This window comes from Ruegeria sp. CDSA089 (assembly GCF_059612205.1).
In genome coordinates, this window is record NZ_JBXWQD010000001.1 from 988,627 (window position 1) to 1,006,869 (window position 18,243).

General features: G+C 60.6%; 19 protein-coding genes. 5 read left to right on the forward strand and 14 right to left on the reverse strand.

Going from position 1 to position 18,243, the window contains the following annotated elements; translation table 11 throughout:
• The first annotated feature begins 15 nt into the window (after window positions 1–15).
• Complete coding sequence (locus tag AC2FJ6_RS05050) at window positions 16–711, forward strand: CDP-alcohol phosphatidyltransferase family protein (RefSeq protein WP_170769949.1); 696 nt, start codon at window positions 16–18, stop codon at window positions 709–711.
• Here AC2FJ6_RS05050 and AC2FJ6_RS05055 read toward each other — a convergent pair.
• The 9 genes from AC2FJ6_RS05055 to AC2FJ6_RS05095 form a co-directional block, all read right to left on the reverse strand.
• Complete coding sequence (locus AC2FJ6_RS05055; protein WP_170769948.1) at window positions 708–1,175, reverse strand: hypothetical protein; 468 nt, start codon at window positions 1,173–1,175, stop codon at window positions 708–710. The genes AC2FJ6_RS05050 and AC2FJ6_RS05055 overlap by 4 nt on opposite strands.
• 76 nt (window positions 1,176–1,251) lie before the next feature.
• Entirely contained in the window at window positions 1,252–1,707 is a 456-nt protein-coding gene (locus AC2FJ6_RS05060) for a methylated-DNA--[protein]-cysteine S-methyltransferase (RefSeq protein WP_170769947.1), read from the reverse strand.
• A 125-nt stretch (window positions 1,708–1,832) separates the two neighbouring features.
• Window positions 1,833–4,745: an isoleucine--tRNA ligase gene (gene ileS / locus AC2FJ6_RS05065; protein ID WP_170769946.1), complete on the reverse strand. Its 2,913-nt coding sequence runs from the start codon at window positions 4,743–4,745 to the stop codon at window positions 1,833–1,835.
• 205 nt (window positions 4,746–4,950) lie between these two features.
• Entirely contained in the window at window positions 4,951–5,430 is a 480-nt protein-coding gene (locus AC2FJ6_RS05070; RefSeq protein ID WP_496668599.1) for a DUF2269 family protein, read from the reverse strand.
• Window positions 5,430–6,755 (reverse strand): SDR family oxidoreductase, encoded by a 1,326-nt coding sequence (locus tag AC2FJ6_RS05075; RefSeq protein WP_496668549.1) that lies wholly within the window; start codon window positions 6,753–6,755, stop codon window positions 5,430–5,432. The genes AC2FJ6_RS05070 and AC2FJ6_RS05075 overlap by 1 nt, the downstream gene beginning before the upstream one ends.
• Before the next feature lie 73 nt (window positions 6,756–6,828).
• Entirely contained in the window at window positions 6,829–7,539 is a 711-nt protein-coding gene (locus AC2FJ6_RS05080) for a VIT1/CCC1 transporter family protein (RefSeq protein ID WP_170769945.1), read from the reverse strand.
• A gap of 54 nt (window positions 7,540–7,593) precedes the next feature.
• On the reverse strand, window positions 7,594–8,583 hold the full coding sequence (locus tag AC2FJ6_RS05085; protein WP_214646778.1) for a YcjF family protein: 990 nt from the start codon (window positions 8,581–8,583) through the stop codon (window positions 7,594–7,596).
• Window positions 8,576–9,031 (reverse strand): GNAT family N-acetyltransferase, encoded by a 456-nt coding sequence (locus AC2FJ6_RS05090; RefSeq protein ID WP_170769943.1) that lies wholly within the window; start codon window positions 9,029–9,031, stop codon window positions 8,576–8,578. The genes AC2FJ6_RS05085 and AC2FJ6_RS05090 overlap by 8 nt, the downstream gene beginning before the upstream one ends.
• Window positions 9,028–10,440: a YcjX family GTP-binding protein gene (locus AC2FJ6_RS05095; protein WP_496668601.1), complete on the reverse strand. Its 1,413-nt coding sequence runs from the start codon at window positions 10,438–10,440 to the stop codon at window positions 9,028–9,030. Before AC2FJ6_RS05095 ends, AC2FJ6_RS05090 begins: the two co-directional genes overlap by 4 nt.
• A gap of 107 nt (window positions 10,441–10,547) precedes the next feature.
• On the opposite strand from AC2FJ6_RS05095, the gene truA reads away from it, so the two are divergent.
• Complete coding sequence (gene truA, locus AC2FJ6_RS05100; protein ID WP_170769942.1) at window positions 10,548–11,315, forward strand: tRNA pseudouridine(38-40) synthase TruA; 768 nt, start codon at window positions 10,548–10,550, stop codon at window positions 11,313–11,315.
• Here the strand turns inward: truA and AC2FJ6_RS05105 are convergent.
• From AC2FJ6_RS05105 to AC2FJ6_RS05120, 4 genes are all read right to left on the reverse strand, one after another.
• Window positions 11,312–12,232, reverse strand: a complete 921-nt coding sequence (locus tag AC2FJ6_RS05105) for a nickel/cobalt transporter (RefSeq protein WP_496668551.1) — start codon at window positions 12,230–12,232, stop codon at window positions 11,312–11,314. The genes truA and AC2FJ6_RS05105 overlap by 4 nt on opposite strands.
• Entirely contained in the window at window positions 12,217–12,864 is a 648-nt protein-coding gene (locus AC2FJ6_RS05110; protein ID WP_170769940.1) for a DUF1007 family protein, read from the reverse strand. The genes AC2FJ6_RS05105 and AC2FJ6_RS05110 overlap by 16 nt, the downstream gene beginning before the upstream one ends.
• 72 nt (window positions 12,865–12,936) lie before the next feature.
• Entirely contained in the window at window positions 12,937–13,755 is an 819-nt protein-coding gene (locus AC2FJ6_RS05115; protein ID WP_331252080.1) for a thioesterase family protein, read from the reverse strand.
• Window positions 13,752–14,987, reverse strand: a complete 1,236-nt coding sequence (locus tag AC2FJ6_RS05120) for an acyl-CoA dehydrogenase family protein (protein ID WP_170769939.1) — start codon at window positions 14,985–14,987, stop codon at window positions 13,752–13,754. Before AC2FJ6_RS05120 ends, AC2FJ6_RS05115 begins: the two co-directional genes overlap by 4 nt.
• A 124-nt stretch (window positions 14,988–15,111) precedes the next feature.
• Here AC2FJ6_RS05120 and AC2FJ6_RS05125 point away from each other — a divergent pair, with 124 nt between their 5' ends.
• Complete coding sequence (locus AC2FJ6_RS05125) at window positions 15,112–16,047, forward strand: 2-hydroxyacid dehydrogenase (RefSeq protein WP_170769938.1); 936 nt, start codon at window positions 15,112–15,114, stop codon at window positions 16,045–16,047.
• Between the two features lie 7 nt (window positions 16,048–16,054).
• Here the strand turns inward: AC2FJ6_RS05125 and AC2FJ6_RS05130 are convergent, their stop codons facing one another.
• Window positions 16,055–16,411: a hypothetical protein gene (locus AC2FJ6_RS05130; protein ID WP_237217229.1), complete on the reverse strand. Its 357-nt coding sequence runs from the start codon at window positions 16,409–16,411 to the stop codon at window positions 16,055–16,057.
• Between the two features lie 394 nt (window positions 16,412–16,805).
• On the opposite strand from AC2FJ6_RS05130, the gene AC2FJ6_RS05135 reads away from it, so the two are divergent.
• The gene (locus tag AC2FJ6_RS05135) at window positions 16,806–17,129 is read left to right on the forward strand and encodes a hypothetical protein (protein ID WP_170769937.1); all 324 of its coding nucleotides are present in this window, start codon (window positions 16,806–16,808) and stop codon (window positions 17,127–17,129) included.
• A 54-nt stretch (window positions 17,130–17,183) separates the two neighbouring features.
• Window positions 17,184–18,170 carry a type I glyceraldehyde-3-phosphate dehydrogenase gene (locus AC2FJ6_RS05140; RefSeq protein ID WP_170769936.1) on the forward strand — a complete coding sequence of 329 codons (987 nt, stop codon included), beginning with the start codon at window positions 17,184–17,186 and terminating at the stop codon, window positions 18,168–18,170.
• Window positions 18,171–18,243 lie beyond the last annotated feature (73 nt).

The window sequence follows — 18,243 nt, forward strand, 5'->3', positions numbered from 1 at the left end:
GTACATGACACGCGCATGACACTCAGATTCAAAGCTCTCTCCGTCCATCTCTTTACTGCAACCGGCGCCGTTTTCGCGATGCTGGCCATGCTGGCCGCTGTCGAAGAAAAATGGAGTCTGATGTATCTGTGGCTGGTCGTGTCCTTTATTGTCGATGGCATCGACGGCCCACTGGCGCGGCACTATCACGTCAAGAAAAACGCCCCCGAGTTTGACGGCGTATTGCTGGATCTGATTATCGATTACCTGACTTATGTATTCATTCCCGCCTTCGCCCTGTTTAAATCCGGGCTGATGGATGGCTGGACCGGCTGGTTTGCGATCATCGTCATCACCTTCGCCAGCGCGATGTATTTCGCGGACACTCGGATGAAGACCAAGGACAACTCGTTCTCGGGCTTTCCCGGCTGCTGGAACATGTTTGTCATTGTGATCTTCGCGCTCGAACCCAATTTCTGGGTCATCCTGCTCATGGTCTCCCTACTGGCTCTGGCCATGTTCCTGCCGTTAAAATTCGTGCATCCCGTCCGGACCGAGCGTTGGCGCAGCGTCACCCTCCCCATGGCCCTCGCCTGGACCTTTTTCGCCGGATGGGCGGCCTGGGTGGATTTTCATCCCGAAAGCTGGGCGCATTGGGGGCTGGTGATCACCAGCCTGTACCTGGTCTTTGCAGGGATCGCCCAACAGGTGATCCCACAGCAAAAAGCCTAAAGGATTTCCTCGACCTCAAACTCGGTCCCGTTATGGGTGAACACGTCGCCCTCCTGCAGGCCGGTCATCGCCAGATAGATCGGGCTTTGGGTCGAAATCCCCATATAGGTCGTCCCGTCCACATCGAACCGCGTTGTCGACACGCAGACCACAAAACTCCGGTTGTTAAACTTTACAACGGCACCGGGCTGGACTGTATCGGTCAGCCCAAAATCGGTGTTCTCGATCACGTCGATCTTGGCATGATGCGCTTGCAAGGGCGCGTCGAAAGCCGCCGCCAGATCCGCATTCTCACGCGAAGCCGCGATATCATCCTTGTCGTGCCCTTCCCGGTCGTCCAACTGAGAATCCTTCAGAAACGCATCGTAATGCGCCTGCGCGGTCGCCAGCTCCTGTTCTTCCAGTGACATCAAACGGTCAATAATGGCTTTCTTGCGCGCGGCGGGGTCGGCTTGAACGGTCATGCCAAAAACATCCTTCGAATTCTCTATGTGATACAAGTTGGGACGCAAGCGGATGGATTGCAATAGCTTTCCACTCTCAGATCAGCAACCCTGCCGCGCCCTCGTGCCGCAACAAGGCCACCTTGGTCTCCACGCCGCCGTCACCGGAAAACCCACCCAATCCACTTGCCCCCAACACCCGATGGCACGGAATAATGACCGGGATCGGGTTCGCCCCACAGGCCTGCCCCACAGGTTGCGCCGGGCGACCAAGCTGTTTGGCAATATCCCCATAGGTCACAGTCTCGCCCAGTGGAATCGCATACATCAGATCACATACCTGCCGCTGAAAGTCAGAACCGGCCACACGATAAGGCAGATCAAACCGCTCCAACCGCGCCTGATCATAGGCCGCCATCTGCGCTGCCGCCTCACGCAACAAGGCTGACGCCTCACCTTCATTGCGTCCATCCCAGACCAAACGGGTAATCGCACCACCCGTCTCTTCAATCCCCAGACGTCCAAATCGCGTATCGACAGCAATCATCGGCATAGCCAGAACCTGACCGCGAATTGAGAAAAGGCGCAACCCCCAACAGGCTGCGCCCCAATCTTCTTCTGTTCAAAAATACCTCGGAGCGCGAGGCAGAGCCTCGCAGAACTCCAAATCCAGAGACGTTACGCCAACGCCTCGTCACAGCGCCCGCAGACACCCGTATGAGCATGACGCCCGACATCCGGCAGGATTTTCCAGCACCGCTGACACTTCTCGCCCTCGGCCTTTTCGAACACCACCGCAACGCCCTCAATCTCGGGCACGCGGAAAGCCTCGGCCGGGGCCGGATCACCCGTAACAGTCAACCCCGAGGTGATGCACATATCGTCCACATCGAAAGTAGCCAGCAGATCACGGGTTTCCTGGTCCTCAACATAGACGATCGGCGCGGCCTCAAGGCTGGACCCTATGACTTTGTCCTGACGCTGAACCTCCAGCGCAGCCGTCACCGAACGACGCACGCGGCGCACCTTGGCCATGCTTGCTTCCAGTTCCGCATCGCGCCAATCGGCCGGCGTGTCCGGGAAATCCACCAGATGGACCGAGCTGTCATCACCGCCAAACCGCTCCAGCCAGACCTCTTCCATGGTAAAGACCAGAACCGGCGCCAGCCATGTGGTCAGACGGTGGAACAGGATATCCAGGACGGTGCGGGCTGCGCGGCGACGCAGGTTATCGCCGTCGCAATAGAGCGCATCCTTGCGGACGTCGAAATAGAACGAGGACAGATCTACCGTGGCAAAAGTGAACACAGCGCTGAACACACCCTGGAAATCGAACGCGGCATAGCCCTTGCGCACCTGTTCATCCAGATCGGCCAAACGGCTCAGAACCCAGCGTTCCAGACGCGGCATATCTTCGGGCGCGACGCGATCAGCCTCGGTGAAATCAGCCAATGATCCCAGCATAAACCGCATGGTATTCCGCAGACGACGATAACTGTCAGCGGTGCCTTTCAGAATCTCCGGCCCGATCCGCTGGTCGGCGGTATAGTCAGTCTGAGCCACCCACAAGCGCAGGATATCGGCCCCATATTGCTTGATGACCTCTTCCGGCACGATGGTGTTGCCCAGCGATTTGGACATCTTGTTGCCCTTGGCGTCCAGCGTAAAGCCGTGCGTCACCACGTTGCGATAGGGCGCACGGCCCTTGGTGCCGCAGGCCTGCAGCATGGACGAATGGAACCAACCGCGGTGCTGGTCGGTGCCCTCCATATAGACATCGGCGATGCCGTCCTCGGTCCCGTCCTCACGGTCGCGCAGAACGAAGGCGTGGGTCGAACCCGAGTCAAACCATACGTCCAGCACATCGAACACCTGATCATAGTCGTCCGGGTTGGCGATGCCGTCCAGCACCTGTTCCTTGAACCCGTCCGTGTACCAGATATCCGCGCCGTTTTCCTCGAACGCGGCTTTGATACGTGCGTTCAGATCGGCGTTGCGCAGCAGGTAATCGGCATCGGTGGGCAGAGCGCCCTTCTTGGTGAAACAGGTCAGCGGCACACCCCACGCACGCTGGCGGGACAGCACCCAATCCGGGCGGGCCTCAATCATCGAATACAGGCGGTTACGACCCGTCTGCGGGGTCCATTTCACCAGTTCATCAATCGAGCGCAGGGCGCGTTCGCGGATGGTGTCGCCCATCTCGCCCATGCCGTCGTCCAGCTTGCGGTCGACGGAGGCAAACCACTGCGGCGTGTTGCGATAGATGATCGGAGCCTTCGAGCGCCACGAATGCGGATAGCTGTGCTTGATCTTGCCGCGCGCCAGCAGCCCACCGACCTCGGCCAGCTTGTCGATGATCGCTTTGTTGGCGTCACCCTCGCCGCCCTTGCGGGACAGGATGTATTTGCCACCAAAGAACGGCAGATCAGCGCGGAAGCTGCCATCGTCCATCACGTTGTAGGTGATGACCTGTTCCAGCATACCAAGATCGCGGTAAAGCTCGAATTCTTCCATACCGTGTGACGGCGCGCAGTGGACAAAACCGGTCCCTTCGGTATCGGTCACGAAGTCAGCCGCACGGAAGTCACGGATGTCGTCCCATTCGCCGTTGCCACCTTCGGCCCCGGCCAGCGGGTGGGTCAGTTGCACGCCCTCCAACTCATCTGCGGTCACATCGCGGACACGGGTCCATTGGTCATCGTTCAAACGGGCGCGACCCAGAACGTCGGCAGCCAGATTGTCGGCCAGCAGGAATTTGTCACCTACTTTGGCCCAGCATTCATCCGGCGCGCCGGTGACTTCGTAAAGGCCATACGCGATGTCCTTGCCGTAAACGACCGCCTTGTTCGACGGCATCGTCCAAGGGGTCGTCGTCCAGATCACCACAAACGCATCATCCAGATCGCCTGCATTCACGACCTTGAACTTCACCCAGATGGTGAAGCTTTCCTTGTCGTGATACTCGACCTCAGCCTCGGCCAGAGCGGTCTTTTCGACAGGCGACCACATCACGGGTTTGGACCCCTGATAGAGCGTGCCGTTCATCAGGAACTTCATGAACTCATCGGCGATCACGGCCTCGGCGTGATAATCCATGGTGATGTAAGGATCAGGCCAATTGCCGGTGATCCCCAGACGCTTGAACTCTTCCCGCTGGATATCGATCCAGCCCTCGGCGAACTTGCGGCATTCCTGACGGAAGTCGACGATGTTCACCTCGTCCTTGTTCTTGCCCTTCTTGCGGTACTGTTCCTCGATCTTCCACTCGATGGGTAAGCCGTGGCAGTCCCAGCCGGGCACGTAACGCGCGTCATGGCCCATCATCTGATGCGACCGCACGATCATGTCCTTGATGGTCTTGTTCAGCGCGTGGCCGATATGCAGGTGGCCGTTGGCATAGGGGGGACCATCGTGCAGGGTAAAGGGCGTGCGGCCTTCCTTCTCGCGCAGGCGGTCATAGACGCCGATTTTCTCCCAACGCTCCAGCCATGCGGGTTCGCGCTTGGGCAGGCCAGCGCGCATGGGGAAATCGGTTTTGGGCAGGTTCAGCGTGTCTTTGTAGTCAGGTGTCTGGATCGTGTCGGCGCACATTGGGGGCGTCCTTTGGATGATCTGGTCGTATGGATCGAAGCGGTCGGTGCGAGGTCTCAAACACCTTTGCCCGGCGTCTCAGGATGTCAGAGCGCCGGGGATATAATTCGAATAATGATGGCCATCCGGTCATACATGGCCGCGCTTATAAGACGCCCTTGGCAGATGGTCCAGAGCTTCCGCCCCCTGCGGCGAATGGCGCGGTTCAAAACAGCTCGATCGGGGGGCGCGCAATCATCAGCCACAGGATGCTCAGCACCGAAAGAAAGGCCGGGATGCCGCATAGAAACCAGATGCGGAACAAGCGGTGATAGCTATCAGGCAACGGTGCACTCAGTGCAGCAGCCGTCAGTGCCAGATCCCGCAGCCGGACCTGTATCCACACCACACGCAGCCAGAACACGCCCGTCACGACGTAAAGCATCAGCGACAGCTCGATCCACCCTTCGGCAAGGGACCAACCCAGTCGCCAGGCCAACAAAGCTCCGGTCACGGGTTGGACGACTACGGCGGTCGTCGTGAACAGAAGGTCAGCCAGAATGACCACACGGGCAGTTTGCGCAATAAACCGCGCGTCGCCGGACCGATGCGCCATCAGCATGAAAAACGCGATCCCGGCTCCCGTGCCCAGCAGAACGCTTGCACCGATGACGTGCAGCCATCGCAGGATCAGGTCTGGATCCATCATCGACTTTGCACCATAGGCCAGGCAACCAGCGACAGCAGCATCGCGGGCAGCACTTTGACGAGCGGGCCCAACGGGTCCAGCCACAGGCCTGGTGTCACGACCGTTGCCGCCAGCACATAGAACGCTGCCACCCCAACTTGCGCCAGGCACACGCGCGCGGTCCAAGGACCATATAGAACGGCCAGTCCCAAAGCGATATCGACGAAAGACCAGAACACTACAGAACTGACGGCAGCGGCATCGGCCCATCCGGCCTCGGTCAGAACACCGGCAGCCTCGGGCAATCCGACCAATCCGAAAATGCCGGACAGGACCCAGAAGAGACTCAGTACGGTTATGACAAGCGGGGCCAGCAGGGACATGCGCGCGGTCAGCCGGTGTTCACGCGCGCTGGTCATTGACCCATAAATTTCGGGCAGCGGCCTGAGCGACCGACTCGTTGCTGCGCGATAGGGCGCGGGATCACCCACAACACCCGAAGCCATGACCGTCATCGCCGTGCTGCGCAGGGGCGAGCGCCACCCAAGATAGCCCAGCGCGTCAGCACACCGTGCAACTGCCTTGGTCAAGACCGGAGGCATGACAAGCCGAAAACGGGCCGCCGGGAAACCCAGCCAACGGCGCGTGGTGGCCAGGACATCCCTTAACGATTGGGCTTGATCCTCAACCAGATCGTAGGCGCCTTGCGGTACCTCATCGGCACAGCAGGTAACCACGGCATGGCACAAATCCTCCATCCCGACGCACCGCACCGGTGTCGCGGGATAAGCAATCGGCTGCACCAGCGGAACCGCTGCCAGCATCCGCAGCAATGTCGTTCCACCGTAATCTGATTGCCCGATAACCAGTCCGGGGCGCAAAATCCACAGGTCCGCACCGCTGTGTTCAAGCGCCGCATCACCAGCGGCCTTGGTGCGCATGAACTCGGTGTCCGCATTGGGCGTCGCCCCGATGGCTGATATTTGTACGACCGAAACACCCCGTTGTCCGCAGGCCTGACCCAGCGCTGCAATGGCGTGATGATGCACCGCCGCAAGATCATCCGAGGGGCCGTCCTGCAACGCGCCTGCGCAGTTCACAACGCAGTCGATGCCAGTGAGTGCGGCCTCCCAATCCTGCGGGTGCGTAAAGCGGCGCAAATCGCCCTGAACCAACTTAATTCCGTCCAGTAGCAACGCGCCTTGCACAGGCTTACGAACGAGCCCCGTAACCTGCGCGCCCCGGCATCGCAAGGCGCGGACCACCGCCGCGCCTATGAAGCCGTAAGCGCCTAGAACAAGGATATTTTTCCCAGTGAGTGTCAGAGCACACCTCGCCACCACGTTGATGCCTTCACCCTAGCCATCTGAGGTATATCCGCCATGGGGACTGTGCCGCCTGCGACAATTCTAGCCGTCAGGGATGAAACAGCGATCCAACCAGATAGGCGATTGATGCCGCAGCGCCCCCAATCAACAAGGTCTCACCACCCGACCGCCACCACGGGGCCAGCGACCAGCGGCTTTTGAGCGCGCCGATGGCAAAAAAGACCCCCATCGTCATCCAAGCTGAGAGCGCAAAGGCGCGCTCGACCCCGGCCAGAAACGGCAAGAGCGGGATCATGCCCGCAACCAGAAAGGCCAGAAACGTCGCCATCGCGGCCTTCATCGGGTGCGGGTCCACACTGCCCAGACCATATTCACCCTCGATCATCAGGTTGATCCAGTTGTCGTGATTGGCGGTGATGGCATCGGTTGCCTCATCCAGAACGCGCCCCGAAAGGCCCTTCTGCGAAAGGATTTCCCGGACTTCATCGCGCTCACCATCCGGGTAAAGGTGGATGTGGCGCTCTTCGATTGCGCGGATGCGGCGGATATTGTCCAACTCGGCTTTGGTACCCGAGTAGTTGCCTGCCGCCATGGAAAACCCATCAGCCAGCACATTGGCCAGCCCCAAGGCCACGATGATGAACGGCGACAGCCCTGCCCCCGCGACGCCAGCGACAATCGCAAAAGTGGTCACCGATCCGTCGATGCCGCCATAGACGATATCGCGCAATACGCCCCGACCGGGCGGCGCATTGATCCGGGCTGCAATTTCCTGCTGGCTGTGTCCGTGCTCGGTCATGGCTGGCTCCACCTTTGGTATGGCAACCAGCAGGGCAGAGGTCTTTGCGTCAGGTCAAGTCTTGGAAAACAATCCCGCCAACGCCCGTTTGATGATCCGCCGAGTCGAGGGCTTGTGACGGTCCGAGAAAGGCAGCGGGCGGCAGACCTCCATCGCGGCCATGCCGACGCGCGCGCTGAGCGCGCCGTTGACCAGACCTTCGCCGAACCGGCGGGACAGTTTGCTTAGGACCGAGCCGCCCAGAACCGGTTCCAGCAGGTCATCGCCCACAGCCACCGCGCCCGTGGCCACCAGATGCACGAACACAGCGCGAGTCAAACGCCAGCTGCCCAGAAACCCGGCGCGGCCACCGTAGATTTCAGCAATTCGCCGGATCATCCTCAGGGAAGCCGCCAGTGCCGTCACCACATCTGCCAGCGCCAGCGGAACCAGCGCCGTCACCGTGGCCACCTGACGGGCGGCGGCCTCAACCTCGCGGCTGGCGGCTTCGTCCAGCGGGGCCAGAAGTTCGTCTTCGGTCAGGGTCAACAGGCCGGAGGCATCGAACTGCTCGCCCATGCGTTCGGACAGGCGGTCGCGGCCCCATTTGGTGTCGTCGCGCCCCTTGTAGAAGGCCATCAGCCGGTTTGTGACTGCCCGCGCCTGCCCCAGATCACCCTCGGCCAGCGCGGCATCGGCGGCGCGGCGCATCCCGTCCACCCGCGACAGACGCCCAATCGCAGCCAACTCGCGCAGGGCGATGATCAGCCCGACCACCAGCAACGCGCCGATCAGGCCCGTTACGACCCAGCCCAGAACCGGCGCGCGCAGCAACAGAGACGTCACGAAATCCCAAGCCGCGACCGAGACCACAGCCCCTATCACAGCCGCCGCCAGCCCCCAGAACCAACGCGACAAGGCCGAAGGTTTTCGCGCTGCCAACCGCGCAGCGGTCTGCATCGCCTGCCCCTGCGGAGCGGCGACATCCGGAACCGGCGGTGCCTGCGCCACGTCCGCACCGGGGGCCTCGGCCTCCAGATCAATCAGGACCGGACCTTTAGCCATCTGCGTGTTCCTCTCGATGCCAGACATATTTAATGTCGGGCAGGTTTTCGTCGTTGTCAGAACCATCGCTGCGGGCAACCTCGGCGAACCCGTTGCGTTCGTAGAACCGGCGCGCGCCACCATTGGCCTGAAAGGCGAACAGCGACAGGTGTGAGCGTTCGGCTTTGGCGTGATCCAGCAAGCGCTGTCCGATCCCCTGCCCACGTGCCGGGGCACTTAGATATAGTGAGTGTACCTCGACCCCGTTCAGGGCCAGAAACCCGACTACACCATCGTCGGATTCCGCGACGGTGACCCAATCCTGATCTATCATCCGGCCGCAAAAGGCGATGGTTTCCGCGCGGGAATGCAGCTCGGGCATCCAGTCATGCTCGCGAGCGAATCCGTGCAGGATTTCTCCGGTGGCTCCGGCATCGGTGCTGCGGGCAGGTCGCAAGATTACCGTCATAGCCGATCTCCGATCAGGAACTGGGCCGCGCGGTCCAGCCGGATATGCGGAGGGCCGTCACCGGGGCGCAGGGTCAACTGCGCGGGCGCAAAGGCCATGAACCCATAGTCTTCGCCCAGCCAGCTTTCAGCCCCGTTGCGCGCAGGCCCCAACAGATGCGCGGGGTCTTCGGGCAACTCGCCGGGATAGAAAGCGGCTTGCTTCCCGTCTAGTAAAGTGCCGCGCACGCAGGGCAAGTCCACCCCATCATGTGTGCGAATTTCTTCGGTCGTGGCCCGGAGCGCGGCCAGCGACAATGCCGCCGTTTCCGCCCCGGCAAAGCTGGCGCGATTGCGGGCGTCGCGGGTCAGCGCCTCCATGATGTGGGTTAGACGGGCGTGTTGGTGGTGGTGCAGATGATCCGCCTTGGTGGCGGCAAACAGGATGCGTTCAACACGCTTTCCCAGCAGCAACCGGCTGAGCCACGCGTTCCGCCCCGGCCGGAACGCCGACAGGATATCGCCCATCGCGCGGCGCATATCCTCAACTGCCTGCGGCCCTTTGTGAATCGCGCCCAGCGCATCAACCAGTACCACTTGCCGGTCAATGCGCGAAAAGTGATCACGGAAGAAGGGTTTGACCACTTGCGATTTATACGCCTCGAACCGACGGGCCATTTCGCGGTGCAGGCTGCGTCTTGCACCACTACCTTCGACAGGCAGCGGCGCGAAGGTCAAAACCGGAGAGCCCGCCAAATCCCCCGGCAGCAAAAACCGCCCGGGCGTGCAATCATAGTAGCCGGCATCGCGCGCGGTGTTGAGGTAATCGGAAAACGCCTTCGCCAGGGCCTGCGCCTGCGGCTCATCATGTTCGGCCTCTGGGACGGCGGCTTTGGCCTGCGCAAGGTAGCCTGCCGCTTCGGCGCGGTTGGCGATACGGTCTAGTGTCTCGGACGACCAAGTGGCATAGGACTTGTCCAGCAAAGCCAGGTCCAAAAGCCATTCGCCGGGGTAGTCCACGATGTCCAGATGAACCTTACGCGGGCCTTGCAGGCCGGACAGCAACCCCGCAGGCCGGGCCTTGAAGGACAGGCGCAGTTCAGAAACCGCCCGCGTGCTGTCCGGCCAATGCGGCTTTGGGCCGGTCAGGGCTGCCAAATGGTTTTCATAATCGAACCGCGGCACCGTGTCGTCGGGCTGGGGTTGCAGATAGGCTGCGTTGATCCGCCCCTCTTGCTGCGCCACTAAGCCGGGCATCCGGCCTCGGTCCAGCAGGTTGGCCACAAGTGACGTGATGAACACCGTCTTACCCGACCGTGCCAAGCCGGTCACACCCAGACGGATCACCGGTTCGAACAATGCCTCGGACACGCTGTCGCCCACGGTTTCAAATCCGCGCACAAGACTGTCTGCCAGCGATGAAATGGCCAAATTGTCGTCCCGCTTTTGTCGTTTTTCCCAAGATAGGTAGCAGGTGCGCGACATACCAGCGCTTTCCTGCCCTTGCCCGTCTCGTCACCGCGCGCTACCAGCAGCACATGCCCAGATACGCGCTGAAAGTCGAATACCAAGGAGAACCGTTTGCCGGATGGCAGCGGCAAAAGGATCAACCCTCGGTTCAGGGGGCGATCGAGCAGGCCTTGTCGCGCATTCAACCCGGCGCGCATACCATTGCCGCCGCTGGTCGTACTGATGCGGGCGTTCACGCGTTGGGGCAGGTCGCTCATTGCGATCTGGTCAAGGATTGGGATCCGTTTCGCTTGTCCGAGGCGCTGAACTTTCACCTCAAGCCTGACCCCGTTGCAATCGTGCAGGCGGCGCGGGTTGAGGACGACTGGCATGCCCGGTTTTCAGCGGTCGAGCGGCAGTATCTGTTCCGTATCCTGATGCGCCGCGCGCCCGCGACCCATGACGCAGGGCAAGTTTGGCAGATCAATCATCAACTGGACGTGGCGGCGATGCAGGCCGGGGCAGATATGCTGATCGGGCGGCATGATTTCACCACCTTCCGGTCGTCTATTTGTCAGGCCGCCAGCCCGGTGAAAACGCTGGATGAGCTGCGGGTTGAACAGGTGCAGGGCTTCTCTGGTCCCGAGCTTCACTTTCACGTCCGCGCGCGGTCTTTCCTGCACAATCAGGTCCGCAGTTTCGTCGGCACGTTGGAACGGGTGGGCGCTGGTGCTTGGTCACCCGAAGATGTGCGCGACGCGTTAGAAGCCCAAGACCGCACCGCCTGCGGGCCCGTATGCCCGCCGCAGGGGCTGTATCTGGCGCGGGTCGGCTATCCCGAGCCCATCTTCAACTAGATCGCACGCAGCAGCAGCCCGCTGGCAATAACGGCAATCAACAGCCCTGCCACCAGTTCAATCGTGGGGGCCAGCACCTGCGCGAAGCGGGTGGCCGAGGCTGACGCCAACAACCCGCCACGCAAGCCAAACGAAGTCCAACCGACCAGAGTCGTCACTGTCGCTGTGCCCAGTGCCATGGCGAACGCACCGGCAACACCCACCATTGCAATGCCCATCTGCCACGTCAGGATCAGCACGAACAAAGCGCCGGTACAGGGACGCGCCGCGATGCCTGCGATTAGCAAAGCGGCCTCTTTCCAATTGCCGATCTGCGCCACTTCTTCAGCGGTGGGGCTGTGGCGGTGACCGCAATCGGAACAGACCTCATGATCATGGTGATGATGATCGTGGTGATGATGCGCGTGAGATTTCTCTGCCCGGTTTCGGCGGGCGAAACTACGCAGGCCCCGGAACACCAGCCACAGACCGATTGCAGCGATGGCGCCGTAGCTGACCGGGGCCATGACCTGCTCGGTCGTGCCAACCAGACTGTCCCGCGACATCTGGAACACCAGAACACCCGCATAAACCAGCACAACAGCCGTGACGGCCTGGCCCAGGCTGGACAGCACGCTGATCGCGGACAAACGCCAAAAGGCGACGTTGCGGCCCAGCCCATAGCCTCCGATCAGCACCTTGCCGTGACCGGGACCGATGGCGTGAAAAAACCCATAGGCGAAACATACGGTCAACAGAGTGGCTACGGCCTGAGGCTGTTCTGCCCGCGCAGCACGCAGGGATCGGGCGATCTGGTTCTGAAATTCCCGCTGTTCCCCGGCGGCCCAAGCGGCGAGGTTGTCAAACCCTCCGCTGCCCCAGAACCACAGCAGCAGGCCCAAAGCCAAGGCGACAGGGACAATCAGGTACTTGGACATGAAACGCGGATCTCAGTCGCAAAGTCTTCGCCCACCAGCGGGATATCGTTTTCCTCAAGATCGTAGTCGGCATCCAATGTCAGAAGGAACGCCCGCATCTGCGCAAGCTGGCCGTCAATATCCGGCACGATCTTTTCGATATTGCACGATATATTGCCCGTGACCGTCACAGGGCGTGTCACTTCGTAGGCGGTGTAGTAGGTCTCGTCGAACGCTTTGGCAGAAAGCGCAGATGCCGCCACTGGTGCGCCCTCAACCGCCCTCAGGTGGGTCGAGACGATGCGGCCATTTTCGGTGGTGGCCGTGGGCTCTGCCGGACCCGACAAAGGTACGATGCGCCCCTCGGACCAAAGAACCAGATCACCGTTGTAGCCTTCCAGCCATTGGGCGTCGAACCCGGCCAAAAACGCCTGCTCGCTGTCGCTCAGCAGACCATCACCATCTTGATCCAGCTTTCTGTCTTCAAGCTCGAACAGGGAATACAGCTCATCATAGGCCCAAGTGACGCGCACATGGGTCAGGTTGCCCGCGTCATCCACGATAAACTCCAGCCCCGTGTCGATGAAAACATGAGGGTGGGCCAATGCCGGGATCGGCAGGCAACAGGTCAACAAGGAGATCAACAAACGCATGATCGGAAGATAGGGCCTTGTACCCGCCGCGACAATGCACATTCAAGCCAACGCGCAGAAACCGGCCCACCTTCAGGCCCGAGGAAACAGAACCAGTGTTTGCAGGGCCGTGCCCACGGGGCCTTGGGTGTCGAACAAAACCGACTGCGACATGCCGATACCCGATGGCTGCCAATGGCAGACCGACTCTGACGCCAGCCAGTCCGAGACCGGTTCGCGGTGGATTTGAACCGTCAGGTCAGTGTTCATGAAGCCCATCTCGGTTGTCGGCGCGTTCCACGAAATACCGTTGCCGCAATCGGCCAGCGGACAGAGCGCCTGGATAGGAGATTGCACTTCGTCCGCCAACAGCGGCGGCGTCCGCATCCATATGGTTTTGGGCCCCGGGCCCTGATTGCCGCCTTTGGGGTAGAGGATATCGGAGTGATTGGCGAAACCGGGCAGGTTGTGGCGGGTCTCTCCAATCGGAAACGGCCCGGTCACTGCGTCCTCCAGCTGCGGCGGCGGCATGGTCACATTCGCAACGGGGCCAAGGTCACGGCGCACCAGATGCATGGTCGTGGCCGTCGCGCAAAGCGTGTCGTCAAGATCATGCACCGTGACCCGCGTGGTCGCCAGTGTCTTGGTGTGGCGGGTCGTCTCGGCGGCGACACGCAGTCCGGCCAGCGGTAGCGGGCGCAACAAGTCTACTGACAGCCGGGTCAGCATCTTCTCGGGCCCGACCTCGGTTTCGGCTGCACGCACGATCAGTCCGCTGACGGGACCTGCATGGCAATGATCGGCGGACCAAGGTCCCCGAGCCGCGTCATTGCCCACAAATGCGCCATCCGGGCTGATGTGGAAATAGGCGGGTTGGCTCCCGTCGAGCTCTGCCTGCATACCGATGCTCACACCTTTTCCTGCGTGTGTTTCTTCAACTCGGCCCGCGCGACCTGACGGCGGTGCACTGCATCCGGCCCATCGGCCAGACGCAGCGTGCGCACGTGGGTCCAGGCCGTGGCCAACGGCGTATCCTGACTGATCCCTTGCGCACCAAACATCTGGACCGCCTCGTCAATCACCTTCAACGCGACCCGAGGGGCCACGACCTTGATCTGGCTAATCCAAGGCGCCGCCGCCCGCGCATCGCCCTGATCCATGTACCACGCGGCCTTAAGGCACAGCAGGCGGGCCATCTCGATCTCCATCCGGCATTCGGCGATGATATCGAAATTCGCCCCAAGCTGCGCCAGTTTCTTGCCAAATGCCTCGCGCTGAAGCGACCTTTTGCACATCTGTTCCAGCGCGCTTTCTGCCTGACCGATGGCGCGCATGCAGTGGTGGATACGTCCCGGCCCCAGACGGCCCTGCGCGATCTCGAATCCACGCCCTTTGCCCAGCAGGATGTTTTCTGCAGGAACGCGCACATTGGTGAACCGGATATGCATATGCCCATGGGGCGCATCGTCATGGCCATAAACTTCCATCGGGCGCAGAACCTCGATCCCCGGCGTGTCGGCTGGCACGACGATCATCGATTGACGCTGGTGCTTGGGCTGTTCCTCGCCTGCGGTCTTAACCATCACGATATAGACCTTGCAGCGCGGATCGCCCGCCCCCGACGACCACCACTTTTCGCCGTTCAGAACATAGTCGTCCCCGTCCCGCACACAGGACATCGACACATTCGTGGCATCCGACGAGGCCACATCTGGTTCCGTCATCAGATAAGCCGAGCGAATCTGGCCGTCCAGCAGAGGCTTCAGCCACTGCTCTTTCATCTTTTCCGAGCCGTAGCGTTCGAACACCTCCATGTTGCCGGTATCAGGCGCAGAGCAGTTGAACACCTCGGCCCCCAATGGAGTCTTGCCCATCTCTTCAGCGAAAAAGGCATATTCGACCGTGGTCAGCCCAATCCCCTTCTCGCTATCCGTCAGCCAGAAGTTCCACAGCCCCGCCGCCTTGGCCTTGGCTTTCAGACCTTCCAAAATCTCGGCCTGTCTTTTAGTATATTGCCAGCGGTCGCCCTTGGCGATTTCGCCCTGATATTCTGCCTCCAGAGGCATCACCTCGTCACGGATCATCTCGACCACCCGTTGCAGCAGAGCGCGGTTTTCCTCGCGCAGGGTGAATGACATGTTCATGGGCTTCCTCCTTGCACCCGGCAGACGGGCTTTACCTTCGGCCCGAGAATGACTTAGCTGCCGACATGATGTCCAGTTGGGTGACGAAACGTCAACTCAATCAAATTAGTAGGTGGAGACAAATATGGCGCTGTTGATCGAAACCGGGTTAACCGGCTGGATGAGTGATGCGGATATCGCCCGTGACATTCGAGCTGTGGACCCTGATCTGGATGTGCGGACGCCCGATACGATCGGCGATGCGGATCAGATTACCATGGTGGCTGTGGCTGGACTGCGAGACGCGCGCTTAAAAGAATTGCCCAACCTTAAACTGGTGCAAAAGCTTGGTGCAGGGGTTGAAACGATTGTGGGCAACCCAAATCTGCCAGACCACGTCCGCATCGCAAGGTTGAAACCGGATGCGCCCGCGCAAGGCATTGCCGAGTGGTTCGTGGCCTATGTTCTACGCCACCAGCGCCACATGCCTTTTTACGAAGCCGCCCAGACCCGAGCCGAATGGCTGCCAAAAGAGCCCGGCTATTCGCCCGATACCACGGTCGGCGTACTGGGGCTGGGGCATATCGGGTCACGCAGCGCCCTGATGCTGCGCGCAATCGGCTTTCAAGTTTTGGGGTGGAGCCGCTCGCCTAAAGAAATTGGCGGCGTAACCTGCCTTCACGGCGATGATGCTCTACCCGAACTGCTGGGGCAATGTGATCATGTCTGCGCGATCTTGCCCTCGACTCCTGAAACCAAGGGCCTGTTTGATGCCGACATGCTGGGGACTATGAAACCGGGTAGCCAGCTGTTGAATGCTGGACGCGGGGACCTGATCGACGAGGCGGCCCTGATTGACGCGCTGGATGTGGGCCGCCCGGCTCACGCGGTTCTGGACGTGACAAGCACCGAGCCGCTTCCGTCGAACAGCCCGCTCTGGTCCCATTCCGGTGTCACGATCACCCCGCATGTTTCGGGTTGGCATTTGGGCGACGCATTGGCTGATGTGGCCGAGAATTACCGGCGGCTGAATGCAGGATCGCCCCTGCTTCATGAGGTAGACCGCACACGCGGCTATTGATGGCGGTTCAAGGGGTCAAAATCCACTTGCCGTCCGCGCTGCGGCAACGCTGTGTGCCCACCTCACGCGTTTGATCGGTGCCGTCGGGCTGGATAAAGTGTTGCAGTTGCACGCAATTGTCGCGCACGCCTTGCACCCGAATTGTGCCTTTGGACCCACTTTCGGGATTGCTCCAGCTTTGTTCTGCCCCTACTTGCGGCCTGCCGGATTCAAGCATCGCGTCTGCCGTCGCATTGACGACTTTGAAATCGTCAGGGCTCAGCCCCATTTCTGCGATGATCCGCGACAATGGTTTCGCATAGCTCAACGTGCCGGCGGTCAACGCCACCGCCAAAACCGTAGCTGAAATAATCCGGGCCATCATAGCTGCCTCTTCTTTTTCGAAATGAATTTGCAATCAACACTATACAGGCTCTGACCATGCGTCCAAGCCCCCGCCGCGCCCATCAGTCAAACACAGCCGTCCCCGCCCCAAGGCATCGGAACCCTTCGCAATAAGTACGACCCAAGTTCCAAAGCCGCTGCTTGGCTCAGGTCCAGAATTGCGCGCTCATCACCCTCACATTCCCTGCCCGCAAGCCGCACATTCCAGCTTTTCAGGACGTTTTTGATACCCGACCTTCTGGGACAAGTAGCGTCGCATGCCCATAACCCTGTAAAAACAGTGTGTTTCCGAGCGGTTTCTTTGGCGCAGGGCTTCACAGGATGAGTTGAATCTGATGAAATACGCGTAGTTTTTTAGCACTGGAGATTGTTCAATGGTACTGCGTGGATCCCTGTTGGCGCTGGCCGCTGTCATCGGCTTGACGGCTTTTAACGCAACCCCTGTTGTCGCCAAGGAAGAGACCAAGTCCGTCTCGGTCTTCAGCCGTACCTGGGCGATCACGCAAGTCTCGGATGGTCCGATCGTATATCGTGCGACGCGGGACAACAATAACCTCAATCCATTTGGCCCGCCGCCGCGACTGCGCACGCTACAGGCCATTGCGGCGATCCAGCAGGCCACCGGGTGCAAACCCATCGTATCCAGCATGTATCAGAACATCTCGGGCCAGTTCTTTTCCCAAGTTAGCTGTAACTGAACCCGGCACAAAACGGGCATTGAGGTCAACGCAACGCGCTGCCATAGCTTGCGCATGAAACTTGCGATCAACGGATTCGGCCGCATTGGCCGCACGATCCTGCGGCAGCTGCTGGCCATGCCGCAGGACAATGGTATCGACCTGGTGCTGATCAACGATATCGCACCGCTGGAGACCTGTGCCTATCTGTTCAAATATGACAGCACCTTTGGCCCCTATGCGGGACAGGTAGATCAGGACGACGCCCATTTGGTCGTGGACGGGCGCAGGATTCCCGTGACGCACAGCCCCGACCTGTCACGCGTTGATCTGACAGGCGTGGATGTGCTGATGGATTGCACCGGCGTTGCCCGAACTTCGGATGTGGCTGGTCAAGGGTTGGTGGCAGGTGCAGGCAAGGTCTTGATCTCGGGCCCATCACCTGCGACCGAAGTTACGATTGTTCTTGGAGCAAACGAAGATCAGCTTGGGTCTGCGCGCATCGTTTCGAATGCCTCGTGCACGACCAACGGTTTGGCGCCTCTGGTCAAGGTGCTGGACGGGATCGGCGGCGTCGTTTCCGGGCACATGACCACCATTCACTGTTATACCAACAGCCAGCCCATGGTGGACGCGCCCCGCGGTGATCTGACCCGGTCGCGGGCGGGGGCGCTGTCGATGGTTCCGACAACCACCAGCGCCATGCATCTGATCGACGAGGTTTTGCCCCATCTTGCGGGCCGTATCTCGGGCGCGGCGGTACGGGTTCCCACGGCCAGCGTGTCAGCAGTCGATCTGATCGTGACGCTGGAACGCGGTATGCCGGCCGAAATTTTCGAAACAGCGCTGCGAGAGGTCGTGACACAATCGCCGGTTCTGGGCTGGACGGATGAACCTCTGGTCTCATCGGATTTGCGCACGCGCCCCGAGTCTCTGGTGATCGCTGGCCCCGAGACGCGTCAAATCGGAGAACACCAGATCCGCGTATTCGGCTGGTACGACAATGAATGGGGATTTTCCGCCCGGATGCTGGATGTCGCGCAGCTAATGGCTGCAAGCTAAAAATCGCGGACCAGCTACAGCACCCTCCGGGTCGCGGACCAACGTGACGCTGACGAGCACCCGCCCATTGAAT